16 protein-coding genes, 2 tRNA genes and 1 other RNA gene are annotated in these 18,368 nt (G+C 42.9%); 4 read left to right on the top strand and 15 right to left on the bottom strand.

Annotation, left to right across the window (positions count from 1 at the left end; all coding sequences use genetic code 11):
- Positions 1 to 70: 70 nt before the first annotated feature.
- The 5 genes from A0739_RS07705 to A0739_RS07685 form a co-directional block, all read right to left on the bottom strand.
- The gene (locus A0739_RS07705) at positions 71 to 1,237 is read right to left on the bottom strand and encodes an ATP-grasp domain-containing protein (RefSeq protein ID WP_061587584.1); all 1,167 of its coding nucleotides are present in this window, start codon (positions 1,235 to 1,237) and stop codon (positions 71 to 73) included.
- 12 nt (positions 1,238 to 1,249) lie between these two features.
- Positions 1,250 to 1,990 (bottom strand): esterase family protein, encoded by a 741-nt coding sequence (locus A0739_RS07700; RefSeq protein ID WP_000546816.1) that lies wholly within the window; start codon positions 1,988 to 1,990, stop codon positions 1,250 to 1,252.
- A 20-nt stretch (positions 1,991 to 2,010) separates the two neighbouring features.
- Positions 2,011 to 2,835: an alpha/beta hydrolase gene (locus A0739_RS07695; RefSeq protein ID WP_001016819.1), complete on the bottom strand. Its 825-nt coding sequence runs from the start codon at positions 2,833 to 2,835 to the stop codon at positions 2,011 to 2,013.
- Between the two features lie 136 nt (positions 2,836 to 2,971).
- Positions 2,972 to 4,186 carry a tRNA uracil 4-sulfurtransferase ThiI gene (thiI, locus tag A0739_RS07690; protein ID WP_049479076.1) on the bottom strand — a complete coding sequence of 405 codons (1,215 nt, stop codon included), beginning with the start codon at positions 4,184 to 4,186 and terminating at the stop codon, positions 2,972 to 2,974.
- A gap of 8 nt (positions 4,187 to 4,194) precedes the next feature.
- Positions 4,195 to 5,337, bottom strand: a complete 1,143-nt coding sequence (locus tag A0739_RS07685) for a cysteine desulfurase family protein (protein ID WP_061587583.1) — start codon at positions 5,335 to 5,337, stop codon at positions 4,195 to 4,197.
- A gap of 137 nt (positions 5,338 to 5,474) precedes the next feature.
- Here A0739_RS07685 and A0739_RS07680 point away from each other — a divergent pair, with 137 nt between their 5' ends.
- Positions 5,475 to 5,900 carry a DUF6556 family protein gene (locus A0739_RS07680; RefSeq protein ID WP_061587582.1) on the top strand — a complete coding sequence of 142 codons (426 nt, stop codon included), beginning with the start codon at positions 5,475 to 5,477 and terminating at the stop codon, positions 5,898 to 5,900.
- Positions 5,901 to 5,944: 44 nt separating this feature from the next.
- On the opposite strand, the gene A0739_RS07675 is transcribed toward A0739_RS07680, so the two are convergent.
- From A0739_RS07675 to A0739_RS07660, 4 genes are all read right to left on the bottom strand, one after another.
- Positions 5,945 to 8,251, bottom strand: coding sequence for a DNA translocase FtsK (locus A0739_RS07675; RefSeq protein ID WP_082243836.1), 2,307 nt, complete (start codon positions 8,249 to 8,251; stop codon positions 5,945 to 5,947).
- An 86-nt stretch (positions 8,252 to 8,337) separates the two neighbouring features.
- Complete coding sequence (locus A0739_RS07670) at positions 8,338 to 10,290, bottom strand: PTS fructose transporter subunit IIABC (RefSeq protein ID WP_061587580.1); 1,953 nt, start codon at positions 10,288 to 10,290, stop codon at positions 8,338 to 8,340.
- Positions 10,287 to 11,198 carry a 1-phosphofructokinase gene (pfkB, locus tag A0739_RS07665; protein WP_000640801.1) on the bottom strand — a complete coding sequence of 304 codons (912 nt, stop codon included), beginning with the start codon at positions 11,196 to 11,198 and terminating at the stop codon, positions 10,287 to 10,289. Before pfkB ends, A0739_RS07670 begins: the two co-directional genes overlap by 4 nt.
- Positions 11,195 to 11,935 (bottom strand): DeoR/GlpR family DNA-binding transcription regulator, encoded by a 741-nt coding sequence (locus tag A0739_RS07660; protein ID WP_061587579.1) that lies wholly within the window; start codon positions 11,933 to 11,935, stop codon positions 11,195 to 11,197. Before A0739_RS07660 ends, pfkB begins: the two co-directional genes overlap by 4 nt.
- A gap of 161 nt (positions 11,936 to 12,096) precedes the next feature.
- Between A0739_RS07660 and A0739_RS07655 the strand changes: the two genes are divergently transcribed.
- Positions 12,097 to 12,184: transfer RNA gene (locus A0739_RS07655), tRNA-Ser, on the top strand.
- A 205-nt stretch (positions 12,185 to 12,389) separates the two neighbouring features.
- On the opposite strand, the gene A0739_RS07650 is transcribed toward A0739_RS07655, so the two are convergent.
- From A0739_RS07650 to A0739_RS10220, 6 genes are all read right to left on the bottom strand, one after another.
- A complete protein-coding gene (locus A0739_RS07650) occupies positions 12,390 to 13,349 on the bottom strand; it encodes a hypothetical protein (RefSeq protein WP_061587578.1) in 960 nt (319 codons plus the stop codon).
- A gap of 80 nt (positions 13,350 to 13,429) precedes the next feature.
- Positions 13,430 to 13,517: transfer RNA gene (locus A0739_RS07645), tRNA-Ser, on the bottom strand.
- A gap of 72 nt (positions 13,518 to 13,589) precedes the next feature.
- Positions 13,590 to 13,937: a transfer-messenger RNA gene (ssrA, locus tag A0739_RS07640) on the bottom strand.
- A gap of 58 nt (positions 13,938 to 13,995) precedes the next feature.
- Positions 13,996 to 14,631, bottom strand: coding sequence for an SGNH/GDSL hydrolase family protein (locus A0739_RS07635; protein WP_061587577.1), 636 nt, complete (start codon positions 14,629 to 14,631; stop codon positions 13,996 to 13,998).
- Position 14,632: 1 nt separating this feature from the next.
- Complete coding sequence (locus A0739_RS07630; protein ID WP_061587576.1) at positions 14,633 to 15,460, bottom strand: Cof-type HAD-IIB family hydrolase; 828 nt, start codon at positions 15,458 to 15,460, stop codon at positions 14,633 to 14,635.
- A 23-nt stretch (positions 15,461 to 15,483) separates the two neighbouring features.
- Entirely contained in the window at positions 15,484 to 16,803 is a 1,320-nt protein-coding gene (locus A0739_RS10220; protein WP_082243835.1) for a CapA family protein, read from the bottom strand.
- 155 nt (positions 16,804 to 16,958) lie between these two features.
- On the opposite strand from A0739_RS10220, the gene def reads away from it, so the two are divergent.
- Positions 16,959 to 17,570: a peptide deformylase gene (gene def, locus A0739_RS07615; protein ID WP_061587575.1), complete on the top strand. Its 612-nt coding sequence runs from the start codon at positions 16,959 to 16,961 to the stop codon at positions 17,568 to 17,570.
- A 44-nt stretch (positions 17,571 to 17,614) separates the two neighbouring features.
- Positions 17,615 to 18,343 carry a 23S rRNA (guanosine(2251)-2'-O)-methyltransferase RlmB gene (rlmB, locus tag A0739_RS07610; RefSeq protein WP_042902491.1) on the top strand — a complete coding sequence of 243 codons (729 nt, stop codon included), beginning with the start codon at positions 17,615 to 17,617 and terminating at the stop codon, positions 18,341 to 18,343.
- The last annotated feature ends 25 nt before the right edge of the window (positions 18,344 to 18,368 follow it).

Genomic DNA, 18,368 nt, shown 5'->3' with positions numbered 1-18,368 from the left:
TGGAAAACGCTTTATTTAACTTATCTTTAAGAAAAGGACAAAAGGAGTCAAACTCCCCTCATCCTTTTCATTAGTCTTGACGTTGACCAAAGTCTGCAATCATCTGCTCCATCTCTTGACGGCTTGGAGTTGTCAGCATATAAAGGTAATCCCCTTGTAGCTCTGCAAAAGCTGCTGGCATGATTTTTTTGACCTTGAATTGCTGACTGTATTTAGCAAGAAGGTCCTCTTCTGAATAGACATAGTTTGCATTGGCACGACGTGATGTAGCTAGACAGTATTGAGGTTCAAACTCTGATGCTGGGAACTCTTCACCTGCGACAATAGCTGCATAGCCACGATAGAGGTCCAAAGAGTGAGCAAAGTTATAAACATCAATGGTAAAGCCACCTGCAGGACGGTTATTGTACTCAATGGTAATGTAGTCGTCCCCGTCACGGAAAAACTCGATATGGAAAAAGCGTTCTCTCATTCCAAATTCTTTGACGATGGCCTCGCCATACTTGCGCAGTTTGGGATCCATATCCTTAAGCACATAGTAGGAATTGTCCATCTTATAAATCATGAGATCAAGTGGTGTATGGGCGTAGTCAAAAGTCGTTGAAAAGACGATATTACCATCCTTGTCCACAAGTCCGTCAAAGGTACAGATTTCGCTAGAAGTGACAAATTTTTCAAAGAAATAAACGGTTGAATGGTCCCATTCTTCCTTGAAGTGATTTACATCTTCTTCTGTCTCAAGCTTAAAGGTTGCTGCCGCTCCCACTCCGTTATCAGGTTTGGCAATCATTGGTAGACCAATCGTCTCAACTGCTCTATCCACATCTGCTTCCGTATGGATAACAGCTCCAGGTACAACTGGTACGCCTGCCTTCTGGAAGAGTTTCTTCATCTCAGACTTAAACTTGGTCTTTTTGAGATCCTCCGGTTTGGCACCAAAGACATTGAATTGTTCTCTGAGTGTTGCGTCCAGCTCAAGCCAGTATTCATTGTGGGACTCGATACGGTCGATTGGGCCATGCTTATAAAATAGAAAGGCAGCTGCACGTTTGACTTCGTCTATGTTCTCAAGATTGTCTACACGGAAATACTCGGTCAAGCTATTGCGCAAAGGCTCATCCAGTTGCTCATAGGGTTCTTGACCAATTCCCAATACTGTGATGCCTTTACTAGCTAGTTCAATAGTAAACTGTTGGAAGTTTTGCGGATAGTAGGGAGAAATAACAAGGTAATTCATAGGCAACTCCTTTTATAGATACAGGTGTCCAAGAAAATAGGGCATTTGTTTACGCCACCATTCCCAATCGTGGGCGACATCGTGCCCCCACTCTGCAAACCAGGCTGGAATTTGTTTCTGATCAAAGGCTTCTTTGAGCTTATAGAAGGATGGTAGACCGTCTTGTTCCCAGGCACCAAGGCCCGTACAAACGACGATTTCTGCCTGACGGTAACGATCGATAAACCATCCGTCGTTTTGATTCCAGATATAATCTACAGGTGAGTTTTGGTAAATAGCATCATCATTGTAGTAATCGCCAACAAAGAAACGCGCGTCGTAAACACCACTGAGGGCAATTACCTTGGTAAAGACATCTGGATGCTGGAGAAAGAAATTGAGTGCATGGTAGGCCCCCATCGAGCAACCAGTCGTCATCATGCCATCAAACCAACCTGTCTTGTGCTTGATAAAAGGAATGGCCTCCTCAATCACATAGCGTTCGTAGGCACGATGCATCTCCGCCTGGTCATGACCATTTTTCCAAGTGGCCAACCAGCTCTCACTGTCCACACTGGATAGCGTAAAGAACTGGACGCGCCCTTCCTCGATAAAGGAAGCACAGGCGTCAATCATGCCAAAATCATAATATTCGTTGTGACTACCTCCAGATGAAGCAAAAACAACAACTGGAATCCCAGCATGTCCATAACGGTTGAGATACATTTCACGGTTGAGATTGCCACTCCAGTGGCTGAGGTTTTCAATATGCATTGGCTTTCTCCTTTCCTAACTTACCATTTCTCCGCAAAAAATCGGAGACAGTCTGGCAAATTTTCCGACCAAGGTATTTCACTATGGATGGCACCAGACTGAACTTTCAAGACAAGATTATCCAAGCCTACTCCACCTGCAATCAAATCACGGTAATAGCGAAGCGACGAGTCGATATAGGCTTGCTTGATATTGCCAGCCATCAAGGTCTTGTCCGTATCGTCTGCTTCTTCTGTTCCTACATAGATGAAAATGCGCTGTTCAGGCGTCAATTTCTTGCGCTCGATATAGCGGTTAAAGGCTTCTTGGTGAAGCCAGTTGGCAGATGAGAAGACACCTAGACAACCAATTCGGTCTTGGTATTCCAGTCCGATAAACTGGGTAATATTGCCTCCTAGAGACGAACCAATCATAGCCGTGTGCTGGCGATCAGCTTTGGTTCGGTAGGTTTCATCGATAAAAGGCTTGACCACCTCCATGACAAACTCGGCATACTCCACACCCTTACCGCCAAACTGCTGGCCTGGGATAGGAGATTCTTGAAACTTCCAAGCCGCATACTCATTCATCCGCCCCATTCCGTCATTATCTATGGCAACGACAATCATGCGACTGATGTCAGGATTTCGTTTAATAGCCGGAATGATCTTCCAAGAGTGTCCGATATAAGACTCCTTGCTGTAAAAGACATTTTGCCCATCATGAAAGTAAACAACAGGGTAAAAACGGTCTGTGTCTTTCTCGTAGTCCTTAGGCAGAAGAACACGCACACGACGCTCTTTTCCAGTATAAGGAACCTTGAGTTTATGTTCTTTCATTTTTAAGTAAAAGTAGGAATGATTCATTGTCAGAAAACTCTCTATATTCAAAATTTTATCTTATTATACCATAAAAATAGAAAAAAAGTCAGTAATTGTCCATTTTAAGGATAAATAACTAACTTTTTTCATTTGTTTTTCTGAATTCTTCTGGATTTTCTGATTAGAGGAGATTGTCAATTAACTCATCGACAGCATCTTTTTCAACCTGGGGAGTGATTTCAGTAATCATGATACCTGCCACGGCTCTCTCAACCAAGCCTTCAACATCCATGCGTTTTTCATACTGCTCAGCATTCTCTATCTTAGGATTGGTCTTAGGACGGTCAGGCGCAAAAATAGTACAACAGTCCTCAAAAGGCTGGATTGAAATTTCAAAAGTATCGATTTCCTGCGCGATGTCAATGATTTCCAACTTGTCCATGGTAACCACGGGACGAATGACTGGAGTGCTGGTCACAGCGTTGATAGTCTGCATGCTTTCCAAGGTCTGGCTGGCTACTTGACCAAGACTTTCCCCATTGATGATAACTAAACCATTTCTCACCTCTCGAATACGGTCGGTAATGCGCATCATAAAACGACGGGTCAAGGTCATGAGGTAGGCTTCTGGCGCTTTAGCCTTGATTTCCTCTTGAATCTCTGTAAAAGGCACCTCGATAAACTGGATATTGCCACCAAACTTGGTCAATTTCCGAGTCAAATCGTGGGCTTTCTTGAGGGCACCAGGACTTGTGTATGGCGGGCTAGCAAAGTGGACGGCTTCAATATCTACCCCACGTTTAAGAGCTAGATAACCTGCTACAGGTGAGTCAATCCCTCCTGACAACATGAGCATACCTTTACCAGAACTTCCCACAGGTAATCCTCCTGCTCCACGAAAAGTTTCATAGGAAAGATAGGCAGCCTCTTCACGAATCTCAACCTGAAGATTAATATCTGGATTTTTCATCTGAGCTTGCACGTTTGGAATAGCCTCGAAAACAGCTCCACCAAGAGTTTGATTCAGTTCACGACTATCCAATTCAAAGTTGTGATCGCTACGCTTGCTAGTGATTTTAAAGGTCATGCCTTCCTTGTAGATTTCCTTCATAATCTCTTGGACAGCAGACTTCAGAACGTCCACTGACTTTTCAATCTTATACACAGGAGAAAAATTTTGAATTCCAAAGACTTGTTTGAGTGATTCTGCTACTGCTGTGTAATCAGCTCCATTCAGGTAAGCGTGGGCACGGTCGCGATCTGCGGTTACCTTAACTTGAGGATAGATAGACAAAACGTCTGAAATATTATTACGAAGTTTATTAATGAAACGCATACGATTTTTGTGCTTGGTTGACAATTCTCCGTAACGAATCATAATTTCTGAATACTGCATAAATGCTCCTATCTTACTTTTCTAGTTTGATTGTAAATTAATTTTAGCTTGGTCAAAAACTGCTCGACTTGACTCATATCATTTTCCAGGTCTAGGCTTAGACGCACAGCTGACTGGGCCTTATCTTTGTCCACTCCCATGGCAATCAAGGTCCCCGCAGGTTTTCCTGCCTTGGACGAACAAGCAGAGGTTGTGGAAATGAAAATATCATAGTCTTCAAAGGCGTGAACGATGACTTCACCACGAACACCCTTAATCCCAAAAGTCAGGATATGAGGGGCAAAGTCTTCCTCATCTGAAAAGACAAAAATATCTGGATAATCCAGAAGAGCTTGACGAATGACTGCCTTCATCTGCCCTGTCTTACTAGCAAAGATAGCTAACTTTTCCATAGATAAACGGAGAGCTTTGGCTGTTGCTGCAATCCCTGCCACATTTTCAGTTGTCGAACGATAGTCTCGCTCCTGACCACCACCAGTTAAAAGAGGCATGATCCTCTTACCAGACTTGATATAGACAAATCCAACACCTCTGACACCATGAAACTTATGACTTGAGAAGGTCGCGAAATCCACTCGATCTGTCAGATAGTTTTCAGTCGGAATCTTAGCAAGTGCCTGAACCGCATCAACATGGAAGGAAATGGTCGGCTTATCTGCCAAGAGTTCTGAAATAGCCTCAATAGGCTGGATAGAGCCAATTTCGTTGTTAACTGCCATGATGGAGACGAGAGTCGTATCAGGACGTATCAAATCTGCTAATGCTTCAACATCCACAAATCCTTTCTCATCAACTGGAGCAAAATCTATCTCAAAACCTTGACTTTTCAGCCAGAGGGCTGACTCCTTGACTGCTGGATGCTCAATAGCTGACACAATGATGTGCTTGCCAAACTGGGCTTTTTCAAAGGCCACGCCCTTGATGATCCAGTTATCTCCTTCTGTTCCACCAGAGGTAAAGAAGATTTCATCACTCTTCTTCCCAATCAAATCTGCAATTTGCTGCCGGGAAGCATCTAAAATTCGTGTTGCCTGGTCGCCCAAACGATGGAGGCTAGAAGGATTTCCTACAATTTTCGAAGCGACCTGAGTATAGGTCTCTAGTGCTTCGGGATAAGGCTTAGTTGTTGCCGAATTATCAAAGTAGATCATGTTTTCTCACGCTTTCTAAAATCACTCCTTCTATTGTATCACGAAAAGAGACCTGCGACAAGAAAGGGAGGTTTCTCTTTTTTTAAGATTTTTTTAAAGAAATGAGGTATAATAAATCATAATTAAAGGAGAGTATCATGTCTAACTATCGTAGAACTTCAAAACCAAAAACAGAACACATCAAAAAGGGATTTACTGTCTTTCAAAAAACGATTGCTACCATCGGTAGTATTCTTGGTCTAATCACCGCTACTATTACCATCATGAACGCTATGGATAATAACAAAAACAACAAGAAAGAACCGACGACAACCCAAACAACTGTTGTCAAGGAAATTCAAAAAGAATCCCCTCAGGAAAATACTACTCCTAACAAGGACAACACTTCTACTAAAGAAAATACCACGCAAGAAGAAACTTCTCAATCCAATAAAAAAGAGGAGAAAAAAGAAGAACAGAAAACAACAACTCAGGACTCTTCTACACCTGCTACAAATAAAGAGACAAGCGATAACGGAACACAGTCAAATACGACAAGTTCTGAAACTAAAACAAACCAGTAACCACTAAAATAGCTTCCCTCCAGATTTGAAAAGAAGCTATTTTTTTATTGTTGCAATACTTTTCGTGGTTTGGTTCCTTCAGCTGGGCCTATGACACCTGCCATTTCAAGTTCTTCCATCAGGCGGGTCGCACGGTTAAATCCAACCGACAAACGACGCTGAATCATAGAAGCACTAGCTTTCTGAGTCTCGATAACCAGAGCCTTGGCTTCTTCAAAGAGCGGATCGCCGCCAGCTTCACCGTCAGAGAAATCTCCTTCATTTTCAGGAACGTCTCCTGGGTCAAAGCTATCATCATAGTCCGCATCAGCCTGAGCCTTGATGAAGTTTACGATGCGTTCGACATCATCATCTGAGATAAAGGATCCTTGCAGACGGACTGGGTGATTTTCATCAATTGGTTTAAAGAGCATGTCTCCTCGACCAAGCAATTTTTCTGCACCATTCTCATCTAAGATGGTTCGTGAATCTGTTCCCGATGAAACTGCGAATGCCACTCGGGATGGAACATTGGCCTTGATGAGACCAGAGATGACATCAACCGATGGGCGCTGCGTTGCAAGAATCATGTGAATCCCTGCAGCACGCGCCTTCTGTCCGAGACGAATGATGGCATCTTCTACTTCCTTGCTAGCCACCATCATGAGGTCTGCCAACTCATCCACAATGACAACAATCAAAGGCAGCGGTACTTGTTTGTACTCAGATTGGCTATTAAATTCCTCGACCTTGGCATTGTAGCCAGCGATATTTCGCACACCAACCTTAGCAAAGAGTTCGTAACGGTTTTCCATCTCATCCACAACCTTTTGCAGAGCCTTGCTGGCCTTGCGTGGATTGGTTACAACTGGAATCAAGAGGTGAGGAATGTCATTGTACACCGATAACTCAACCATCTTTGGATCCACCATCATAAACTTGACCTGGTCGGGTCTTGCTTTCATAAGAATGCTGGCGATAATACCGTTAACTGCGACTGACTTCCCTGATCCCGTCGAACCTGCAACGAGTAGGTGGGGCATCTTGGAAAGGTCAAAGGTGCGAGCAGTTCCATTGACAGCCTTACCCAGAGGAATTTCGAGGAGATTTTCTGGTTTAGTTTGAGACTGTTCCCAGAGTTCACGGAAGGAAACGGTCGCAATCTCAGAGTTAGGAACCTCAATTCCGACTAAGGATTTACCAGGGATTGGAGCCTCTATCCGAACATCCTTGGCCGCCAGAGCTAGCGCTAAGTCGTCTGCCAGATTGGAAATGCGGTTAACCCGTACACCAACTGCTGGCTTGACTTCATACTTGGTAACTGATGGCCCAATTTCAGCCCGTTCCACCGTCACCTTGATACCAAAGCTGGCAAAGGTTTCTTCTAGGATTTTGATATTTTCCCGAACAATCCTCTTTTCCTTGGATTGGTCTTTGGGTTTATCTGGCGCAAAGAGTTGCAAGCTTGGCAGCTTGTATTCGAGGGCTTCCTTGGTAGAAAAATCAACCTGAACCTCTTCATCCTCAAAATCTTCTTCCACATCTGGAACGTCAAAATCAGATTGAGGGAGGATAATCTCGGGTTCACTCCATTCTTTTTCAGGAATTGGTGGAAGATCATAGTCTGGAACTTCTGGTAAGATTTCTCCAGTTTCAGGATCTACAGGAGGAAGCGGTAGTGCATCCTGTTCTTCTTGTTCTCTCTTGATTCTTGCTGCTTCTTCAGCTTCTTGACGAGCCTTCTCTTCTTCTCTCTTGATGAAGCGTTCCTGTTTTCTCTGTTCCTGTTTTTCCATGAAGGATCTGAACTGAGCTCCAATAAAGGCTGCAACATCATAAATAGACCAAGGACTGACCAAGAGAGCCCCAACTAGAATCAAGAGAACTCCAATAAAGTACGATCCGATATTGGAGAAAAGAAAGGCTATGGGGATATAGAGTCCAACACCTAGCAGGCCTCCACCAGCAAAGCTAGTCACCCGGATACCAGTCAGGTCCGTCATAACTTGAGCCAAGGTCCCTTTTAGAACTGACTGCTCCAAGCCAAACTTCCAGACAAGATAGGCCTCAAAAATCAAGAGCAAGCCAGCGAAGATACAGAGAAAACCTGACAGAAGCCCCTCTTGCTTGCGTATCCATTTAAAAAGAAAAAGATAGATGAGGAGGCCGCCTATAGCCACATAGGCCAAACTTCCGACTAACAGTCGAATGAGATTGTAAAGAGTGATACCTGCTGCACCGAGTTTAAGGGCTGCAATAATCAACAATAAGGCAATTCCTAAGGAAATCAACATCCTCTGGATAGCCTGTTTTCTTTCGAGTTCTGCTTTAGACGGTCTCCGTCTTGTTTTACTAGTATTCTTGTTTGCCATTCTTTTATTATACCATATTTCACAGCCATTTCGAATAGAGAAAAAGATTGCACCAAATGGTAACAATCTTTCTATTCTAATACTTTTTATGCTTGTGGTTTGCGTAGGTAACCATAAACCACACCACTTACGATTGCGCCAACCAAGACAGAGGCAAGGTAAAGAAGGGCATTTGAAGTTAGAGCGATAACGAAGATTCCTCCGTGTGGCGCCATGAGTTTGATTCCTGCAAGACCAACGAGTCCTCCTGCTACTGCAGAACCAAGAATGAAGCTTGGAATCGCACGAGCTGGGTCTGCTGCACCAAATGGGATCGCTCCTTCAGTGATGAATGACAAGCCCATGATGATGTTTGTCAAACCAGAGTTGCGTTCTTCTTTGGTAAATTTATCTTTGAAAAGAAGGGTTGCGACAAAGATTGCAAGTGGTGGAACCATTCCTCCAGCCATAACTGCTGCCATGGCTACAGAACCACCTGAAGAAACAGTCGCTGCAAGCGTACCTGTACCAAAGACATAAGCAGCTTTGTTGACTGGTCCACCCATATCAACAGCCATCATGCCTCCAAGAACGATACCAAGAAGGACAGCTGAACCTCCTCCAAGACCGCCTAGGAAGTCATTCATAGCAGTGTTAATTGCTGCCATTGGGATGTTAACAGCCAACATGACAAATCCTGTCAAGATTGTTCCAAGAAGTGGCAAGAGAAGAATTGATTTAGCACCCTCAAGTGAACGAGGAACTTTAACGTATTTCTTGATAGCAAGAACTAAAGCACCTGCGATAAATCCACCAACAAGGGCACCTAGGAAACCAGATGAGACACCTGCAAGTGTTGAAGTTGCTTCACCACCAGCTGCATAAGGGATTTTACCAAAAGCAAAACCTTCTTTAGCAATAGCACCAGCCACAAAACCAGCTACTAAACCTGGTTTTTCAGCGATAGAGTAAGCTACATATCCTGCAAAAACTGGAAGCATCAAACCAAAGGCTGCTCCACCAATTTTCATGAACATAGAAGCTAGCTCATGGTAGGATCCGAGATTGCCAAGACTATCCTGTGGCACACCAAAAGCTCCGTCGATCAAGAAAGCAAGGGCAATCATGATACCACCACCGATAACGAATGGCAACATTTGAGATACACCACTCATCAAGTGTTTGTAGAAAGCACCACCAAGGCTTTGTTTTTCATTAGATGCTGTTGAAGCTTTTGCTCCATTAGCAGCACGATAAACTTCAGCATCCCCAGAAAGAGCCAAGTTGATCAACTCTTCTGTCTTGCGGATACCGTCTGCTACTGGACGATTTACCAAAGGTTTACCATCAAAACGATCCATTTCTACTGCCTTGTCTGCAGCGATGATAACGGCTTTAGCCTTACGTATGTCCTCTGCAGTTAGTTGGTTACCAACACCGCTAGCTCCGTTGGTTTCAACCTTGATCCCAACACCCATTTCAGCAGCCACTTTTTGAAGGGCTTCTTGAGCCATGTATGTGTGGGCAATACCTGTCGTACAAGCTGTAACAGCTACGATAAAGTCGCCAGAGTCATTAGCAGGTGCTTGAACAGGTTCCTCAGCTTTTTCTGAAGCTTGGTCAAAGAGTTCGATAACTTGATCTGCAGATGTTACTTGACGAAGTTTGTCAGCGAAACCATCTTTCATCAAGTATTGAGACAATTCTGCCAAGGCTGCTAAGTGAGTATCATTGGCACCTTCTGGAGCAGCAATCATGAAGAAGAGGTCTGTTGGTTGCCCATCCAAGCTTTCATAGTCAACACCCTTGTTTGACTTAGCAAAGAGAACCGTTGCTTCTTTGACAGCAGAGTTCTTGCTGTGAGGCATAGCGATTCCATCACCCAAACCAGTGGAAGTGAGAGCTTCACGCGCTAAGATTCCTTCTTTAAAGGTTTCAAAATCCGTCACATAACCGTGATCTACCAAACTTTTAATCATCTCTTCAATGACAGCTGGTTTTTCAGTTGCCTGCAAATCCAGCAACATGACATCTTTTCTCAATAGGTCTTGAATTTTCATCGTTTTTCTACCTCAACTTTTTCATATGTTTCTTTAATAAATTCCGCTGTTGCCAAGTCATCCGAGAAGGTCGTTGCTGTTCCACAAGCTACTCCCCATTTGAAGGCCTCTACTGCGTCTTTAGATTTGACAAATTCACCTGTAAACCCAGCAACCATAGAGTCACCAGCCCCGACTGAATTTTTGACTGTTCCCTTGATAGGTTTTGCGAAGTAAGCTCCCTCAGATGTGACAAGAAGTGCACCGTCACCAGCCATGGAGATAATGACGTTTTGAGCTCCTTTGGCCAGTAACTGACGAGCATAGTTCTCGATTTCATCTAAACTTTCGAGTTTCACTCCAAAGATAGCTCCAAGCTCGTGATTGTTTGGTTTAACCAAAAGTGGCTGGTAGTCCAAACTATCAATCAAGGTCTGTCCTTCAAAGTCACAAACCACTTGCGCACCAGTCTGGCGTGTCAAGGCAATCAAATCTTTGTAGATAACATTACCTAGGTTCTTAGCACTCGAACCCGCAAACACAACCGTATCATCTGCTGTCAGACTAGACAAAATAGCTTTCAATTCTTCTAGCTGAGCCGGTTCAACATTAGGACCCGTTCCGTTGATTTCTGTTTCTTGGTCTGCTTTGATTTTAACATTAATACGAGTATCTTCTGCTACTTGGACAAAACGAGTCTCGATTTCTTCCTCTGCTAAAGTATCTGTGATAAATTTACCAGTAAATCCTCCGATAAATCCAGTCGCAGTATTAGGAATATCCAAGCGTTTCAAAACACGACTGACATTGATTCCTTTCCCACCAGCAAACTTATCATCACTGTCCATACGATTGACACTACCGACTTGAACTTGGTCCAAGCGCACGATATAGTCAATGGATGGATTTAGTGTGACTGTATAAATCATACTTCTATTACCTCCGTTTTCTCCTTAATAGCCTGCAAGAGCTCATGCCCTTGACTTGTGATAACAATAGCGCGTTTGAGAGGTGCTACCTTGGCAAAGCAAGTTTGTCCAATCTTAGACGAATCGACCAAGACATAGGTTTGTTTGGCATTCTCCAAAATGGCACGTTTCACAGCTCCCTCCTCCATGTCAGGAGTCGTATAATAGCCATCGTCTACACCATTCATCCCGATAAAGGCACGGTCAAAGTGCAATTGATTGATTTGGTTAAGAGCAACGCCCCCGATACATGCATCTGTTGCCATCTTGACACCTCCTCCAACCATGACAGTTGGAATCTGTTTTTCAACCAACTGAACCGCATGGTGAATGGAATTAGTTACAACTGTGATATTCTTATTAACCAATTCCTTGATTAAAAAAGCAGTTGTCGTTCCAGCATCAATAAAGATAACATCATGTTCCTTGATAAGAGAGGCAGCTTTCTGAGCCAGTAGCTTCTTCTCTTGAAGGTTTTTGACAGATTTTTCTTGGATGGTTTCTTCTTCCTGCAAGGAGTGAGGCAATTCTGCTCCACCATGCACACGGCGAAGCTTGTTTTCCGCCTCCAACTCATCCAAATCTCTTCGAACCGTTGATTCTGATGTTTCTAATAGACTAACCAATTTTTCTAGGGAAACTACATGATGTTGATTTAACTCCTCTAAAATCAGTTGCTTCCGCTCAGTTTTTAACACCAAACCACCTCCTGTTATCGTTTACACTATTCATTCTAGCACATTCTCTCCCAAAGTCAAGCATTTCTTATCATTTTCTTTCAAATTCTGTCATTTTTCTTATTTCCAAAATTTTTATTGCAAGATAAGTGGCTTTATGGTAGACTATTTGAGTAAGTATTGGAAGATTACTCAAGAGGCTTAAGAGGCCGTGTTGGAAACGCGGTAGGCGTGTAACAGCGTGCGTGGGTTCGAATCCCATGTCTTCCGTAGAGAAACAGAAAAACTGCACCTCAATGCAGTTTTTTTATCGTTTTAAGAACAATATATAGAAAAGAAAGGTTGCGTTACTCTAACTATCAAACCACATTTTTCTGTCTCCTGCCTTATCCTAGAATCATCTTTATTTTCTTGATTTCATCAAAAAAGCAAGTAGCCCCTATAGAGCTACTTGCTGTATTTTTAAATCAGATGATTAGATATTGCTTTTATCTTTTTTATCTGAAGATTTGTCTGTTGATTTATCAGTGGATTTGTTTGAAGATTTATCAGAAGACTTGTCTGTTGATTTGCTCTTAGACTTTGTAGAATTCTTACGATCAATCTTATCATATCCCTCTGTAGTATCCATCAACTCAGTTGATAAGGTACGATAGTCTTCTTGAGAAATGAGCCAGTTTCCATCTTTGTCCTTGGTTAATTTGATTTCTGTATCAAAATCTCCAGTTGTAAGAGGTGTTAGAGCAGCTTCAGCATCTACATCACTATAGATAGCAAAATCTTTTCTGAAGAGGTGTTCGTAAATCCAATATGTCACCAATGTTTGGTAACGCTTGATGTCAACATCTGAACCAGCTTGGTTGTACTTACCTAGGTTATCGATACCACCAATAAGAATTGTTAGAACTTCTCGAATTGATGAAGTCAATCCTTTAGAATGCAACTTCTTAGAGTTAAAAGTAACAGTAGCAGTATTGCCTGACTCATCAACCTTCACATCTTTAACAGTGTAAGAACCGATATCTTGGAATAACTTGCGTTTCATCTTCAAGAAACCTGAAATGGTTTCTTCTGGAGTTTCTACAGGGAAATCTTTGTGCCATTGTACTGAGTAGGTAGATGCAGGTGAAAGCCCTTCTTCTTTGATTTTTTCACTTGTTTGCACTGCAAAAATGGCCTCAGTCCATTTTTCATAGGTTTCGCCATAAATTTTCTTGAATCGTGCAGAGTCGCTAGTGAGAACAGAGTCTAGGAGAATTTCAGCATCTTTTGTAACTTTCTCTTTAACTTCCGCTGCTTCATCCTTCTTCTCAACTTGTTCCGTTTTCTCCTTGTCATCAGAAGAAGCTTCAGAAGACTGATTAGAAAATGCAGAACATGCACCCAAGACAACTGTTGAGAGTGCTAAGATACTTAGTAACTTAATCTTTTTCATGTTTCACCTCTTTATGAAAAATTTACTCTTGGAGACCACCTCCAAGTAGATTTGTTTAGAAAAACACTGGGTTCATCTAACGGAGAATGGGGGATTCGAACCCCCGCGCCAGTTACCCGACCTAACGATTTAGCAAACCGTCCTCTTCAGCCTCTTGAGTAATTCTCCACTAGAAAACTAAAACAAATAGGATACAATAAAGGATACAATTTGACGAAATGATCCCAAAAATCCTATTGATGATGGAGCCGGTGGGAGTCGAACCCACGTCCAAACACCTGCCAACATATTTGTCTACAACCATAGGTTATGTATTGTTTTAACAGCTCCTCGACACATAACTCAAGCCTAGGAACTGCGAGTCTATCAATCTCTTATCAAACCACTAGACAAGGCTTGATCGTATCTCGCTAATCATAAGACCTGTCATTGAACACGAGCAATCCAAATCAGGTCACGCCTGCTGGTTTTTAGGCAGCTAGAGCGTAAGAAGTGTTATTTTTTGCAGTTATATTTAACTGAGCGTTTACGTCGCCACACGGGTTGCAAAATATGCCTCATAATGCCTGTCGAATCCGTAACGACCCCAGGATGTTAGAACTATTATAACCTATCTTCATAAAAAATGCAAAATCAAGCCAATTCTTTAGAAAAGATACGTTTTTAAAATATCTGATAAAGCTTGATAACCAGCTACACTCAGATGGAGACCATCCGTTGTATAGGCTGATTGAAGTTGTCCTTCTGAATCTGTCAAACTATCATAAATTGGTAGAAAATCTACTTGGATATAGGCGGAGGCTAGAGCCTCATAGGCTTGATTCCATTCTCTGATTTTTTCATTGGTACGAATGTAAACTGTCTGCTTGTATTCTTCTCCTTCATTGACTGGCAGAATAGAAACAAGCTTTATTTGTGACAGCGGATAATCTCGGTTAAGCGATTGAATCACACCTTCAAGATTATCCAAGGCTTCATTCATGGGAATATCTTTTCCAATATCATTTGTCCCAATTAAGAGAACAATTTGATCGACAGCATCACCATAAAGATGGGCATCCAAATTCTCTAATAAAAGTCCCGTCTGGTAGCCTCGGATACCTCGATTAACAATCGTCTTGGCAGTCCCGAGTAACTCTTGCAAAGGGTAGTATTCTACAATCGAATCGCCGATAAAAATCATATCTGGTTCTAAAAGAGAAATCTGATTGAGTTCGCGATACTTGGTTTGAATTTTTTCCTGCTCCTTTAAGAGCCAATTCTCTAATAACTGTACTGCCACCCTATCCCTCTTTCTCTAACCAATTCTCTAGAACTTGATAAACGCCCGCCTGGCTGTTAGCTGGAGCTAGGGCAGTTGCAACTGCCTTGGCCTCATCATCAGCATTTTCCATAGCATAGGCAATTCCAGCTAGCTCTAACATTTCGACATCGTTTTCACTATCACCAAAAGCCATAATTTGTTCTGATGTCAAATCCCAGCGCTTGAGTAATTCTTCCAATCCCCAAGCCTTATGAACCCCAGCCTGCAGGATATCGATACAGCCATAACCGCTAGAAACAGCCCTTACACGACCATCAAAGAGATCATTGATTTCCTGCAAAACTGAACTAGAACGTTCTTCACCAACGACCATGCTCATCTTTAGAACTCCTCCAAAGAGGTCTGAGTTTAGCTCATCCACAAAATTTGTCCTTTGGTAAAGTTTTTCAATCATCTCTGGAGTCATAAATTTTTCCAGGTCTGTAAAAACCGTTCCTTCCTTGACAAAACTCCCATTCATACTGGTAACGACGAACTGATCTCGACACTCCCTCCCTTTAAAATGAAGGAGAGCCTTGTCAACCATAGCATCATCCCAGGTCCGTGCCTGAAGTAATGTATCATGTTCAAAAATACGCGCCCCATTGGCAACTACTAGAACTACTCGACTCGCCAAGTGCTCCAGTAATTGCCTCATACGGTGAACTTCATTCCCTGTCGCAATGACAAAACGGATATCCCTTTGATCCAGCTGATCTAAAATCTTTTCCAAGCGGGGCAGATCTAGCTGCCCCCTCGGGTCTAGCAAGGTTCCATCCATGTCTGTTGCAATTAATTTAATCGTCATCATATCTCCTTTAGAGTGAGCGTCTACCACTTCAACCCTACATGTTCATTCATTTCTTTATAGGCCGTGTCAATTCGTTCCTTGGTCGCCTCGTCCAACTTGTCACGGTGACTGCCTCCCTCGATGAAGTCCTCTAGGATATAGGTCTGATAGAGGAAGAGCGGATAGCCTTCTGGAGAGTAAGTCCCTTTGGGTGTTCGATTGACCCAAGTAGGATGCGCTTTGGCCGTTTCAATCCTAGTCTTGCCATCTTTTTTCTTAATGGTCACATCCATGAGAACACCGCGCTCCGTCCACTTGGCATTTTCCTCGTCTTGCATGGTTTCAATGCGCTGATTTGAGAGGAAATTCCCCATGGAGTAGATGATCAGTTTTTTGTCACCATCTTTTTCAACTGTTTCAGCAGGTTCAACGACGTGAGGATGCCCTCCAAAGATAATATCGGCTCCCCAGTCAATCATCTTCTGGTACAGTGTTTTCTGTTCTTCCGTCGGTTCTAGCTGGTACTCAATTCCCATCTGAGGCATGATGACAGTAATATCCGCTTCCTTCTCTGCACGCTCGATTTCTGCCTTCATCTTATCTTCATTCAAATCAGAAAGATAGCGATTATAGTCCTCTTGAGAGATATACTGCTCAATGCCATTAAAACCGTAAGAATAGGCCAGGAGAGCTACCTTGATACCATTGACTTCCTTGATGACCATAGGTGCTTGGTCTCGGGATTCATGTGTGTAGACTCCGATGGGTGTCATTCCAGCCTTTTCAATAGCTTGAGCCGTTGAAACCACTCCCTCAATTTGAGAATCCAAGATGTGATTATGAGCCAAGTCTAGAACTTGATAGCCTGCATCCTTGATCGCATCCATGACTTCTCCTGGAGCATTAAAGAGAGGATAACCTGCCAAGTAGTGGTCCTTGTTCACCGTTCCTTCAAAATCACCAATTACCAAATCAGCTTGCTTGAGCCAAGGTTTTACATACTCAAAATTTTCATGGAAATCATAGGTTCCATCTTCTTTAAGAGCTGTTCGGTAGATGGGGATGTGGTAGAGAAGGTCACCATTTGCCATGATACGCGCCGTCGTTTCACCAGACTGATTTTCCTTGGATTGACTGGAAGTACTTGCAGAATCAAGAGTTTGACTACTAGGACTCGTTCCCTTACTACCTTGTACTGCTCGAACTAATAAGTTCCCCCCCATGGATAAGGCAACTGCAAGCAATAACACAATAATAAACTGGGCATTGGTCCAGGATTTATAATTCCGAAAGAAATCCACACTAGTTCTCCACACCCCATAAAGAGAGCCCTGAGACCGTCTATCTTGTCGCTTTTCCATCTTTATTCCCCCTTGTCTTTTGGTGCAAGTCTTTTCTTTTATTATACCACAGACAAAAGAGGAATACCGTTTATTATATTATTTTTTAGCAACTTCTGTGACTTTCTTTCTGACCTATTTTGTGTTATCATGTAGAGGTAATGAAAGGAGAGAAAATGTCTGCTATAGAACGTATTACAAAAGCTGCTCATTTGATTGATATGAACGATATTATCCGCGAGGGGAATCCAACTCTTCGCGCAGTTGCTGAGGAGGTCACTTCCCCACTGTCTGACCAGGAAATCATCCTTGGCGAAAAGATGATGCAATTCCTCAAACATTCCCAAGATCCTGTTATGGCTGAGAAAATGGGGCTCCGCGGTGGTGTTGGATTGGCCGCTCCCCAGCTGGATATCTCAAAACGCATTATCGCTGTTTTAGTTCCCAATATTGTGGAAGAAGGTGAAACTCCACAGGAAGCCTACGACCTGCAAGCTGTTATGTACAATCCAAAGATTGTCTCTCACTCTGTTCAGGACGCTGCTCTTGGCGAAGGAGAAGGTTGCCTGTCTGTTGACCGAAACGTACCTGGCTATGTAGTCCGCCATGCTCGCGTTACTGTTGATTACTTTGACAAGGACGGCGAAAAACACCGTATCAAGCTCAAGGGTTACAACTCTATCGTTGTCCAACATGAAATTGATCACCTAAACGGAATCATGTTTTACGATCGTATCAATGAAAAAGACCCATTTGCTGTCAAAGATGGACTCCTCATCCTCGAATAAAGAAAATCCCGTTGCAAGACGGGGTTTTGTGTTATAATAGAGGCATGAAAACAAATGATATTGTCTATGGCGTCCACGCCGTTACAGAAGCCCTCCTTGCAAACACTGGAAATAAACTCTACCTCCAAGAAGATCTTCGAGGTAAGAATGTTGAGAAGGTCAAGGAACTGGCTACAGAAAAGAAGGTCTCCATCTCTTGGACTTCAAAAAAATCCCTGTCTGAAATGACCGAAGGCGCTGTCCACCAAGGTTTTGTTTTACGAGTGTCAGAATTTGCCTATAGCGAACTTGATCACATCCTTGCCAAAACACGCCAAGAAGAAAATCCTTTGCTATTGATTCTGGATGGTCTAACTGACCCTCACAACTTAGGCTCTATCTTAAGGACTGCTGATGCGACCAATGTTTCAGGTGTCATCATTCCCAAGCACCGTGCTGTCGGAGTGACTCCTGTCGTTGCCAAAACGGCCACAGGTGCTATTGAGCATGTACCGATTGTGCGAGTTACCAACCTCAGTCAAACCCTAGACAAACTCAAGGCTGAAGGCTTCTGGACCTTTGGAACGGATATGAACGGTACTCCTTGCCACAAGTGGAATACAAAAGGGAAAATCGCCCTCATCATCGGAAATGAAGGAAAAGGCATCTCCAGCAACATCAAAAAACAGGTTGATGAGATGATTACCATTCCGATGAATGGGCATGTTCAAAGCCTCAATGCCAGTGTTGCTGCAGCCATTCTCATGTACGAAGTTTTCCGAAATAGACTATAAAAAAGTTTCCAGTCATCTGATTGGA

Origin of the sequence: Streptococcus oralis (genome assembly GCF_001588645.1) — a bacterium.
Classification (GTDB): domain Bacteria; phylum Bacillota; class Bacilli; order Lactobacillales; family Streptococcaceae; genus Streptococcus; species Streptococcus oralis_AB.
Note: the sequence above shows the minus strand (reverse complement) of the source record. Positions and strands in the feature narration are given on the sequence as shown.

What these genes read in the sequence shown, in the direction of transcription:
- pfkB (WP_000640801.1), bottom strand. Translation starts at nt 11,198, where the DNA reads ATGATTTATACAGTCACACTAAATCCATCCATTGACTATATCGTGCGC.
- A0739_RS07670 (WP_061587580.1), bottom strand. Translation starts at nt 10,290, where the DNA reads ATGAAAATTCAAGACCTATTGAGAAAAGATGTCATGTTGCTGGATTTG.
- A0739_RS07650 (WP_061587578.1), bottom strand. Translation starts at nt 13,349, where the DNA reads ATGAAAAAGATTAAGTTACTAAGTATCTTAGCACTCTCAACAGTTGTC.
- A0739_RS07680 (WP_061587582.1), top strand. Translation starts at nt 5,475, where the DNA reads ATGTCTAACTATCGTAGAACTTCAAAACCAAAAACAGAACACATCAAA.
- A0739_RS07685 (WP_061587583.1), bottom strand. Translation starts at nt 5,337, where the DNA reads ATGATCTACTTTGATAATTCGGCAACAACTAAGCCTTATCCCGAAGCA.
- A0739_RS10220 (WP_082243835.1), bottom strand. Translation starts at nt 16,803, where the DNA reads ATGGAAAAGCGACAAGATAGACGGTCTCAGGGCTCTCTTTATGGGGTG.
- thiI (WP_049479076.1), bottom strand. Translation starts at nt 4,186, where the DNA reads ATGCAGTATTCAGAAATTATGATTCGTTACGGAGAATTGTCAACCAAG.
- rlmB (WP_042902491.1), top strand. Translation starts at nt 17,615, where the DNA reads ATGAAAACAAATGATATTGTCTATGGCGTCCACGCCGTTACAGAAGCC.
- A0739_RS07675 (WP_082243836.1), bottom strand. Translation starts at nt 8,251, where the DNA reads ATGGCAAACAAGAATACTAGTAAAACAAGACGGAGACCGTCTAAAGCA.
- A0739_RS07630 (WP_061587576.1), bottom strand. Translation starts at nt 15,460, where the DNA reads ATGACGATTAAATTAATTGCAACAGACATGGATGGAACCTTGCTAGAC.
- def (WP_061587575.1), top strand. Translation starts at nt 16,959, where the DNA reads ATGTCTGCTATAGAACGTATTACAAAAGCTGCTCATTTGATTGATATG.
- A0739_RS07695 (WP_001016819.1), bottom strand. Translation starts at nt 2,835, where the DNA reads ATGAATCATTCCTACTTTTACTTAAAAATGAAAGAACATAAACTCAAG.
- A0739_RS07700 (WP_000546816.1), bottom strand. Translation starts at nt 1,990, where the DNA reads ATGCATATTGAAAACCTCAGCCACTGGAGTGGCAATCTCAACCGTGAA.
- A0739_RS07705 (WP_061587584.1), bottom strand. Translation starts at nt 1,237, where the DNA reads ATGAATTACCTTGTTATTTCTCCCTACTATCCGCAAAACTTCCAACAG.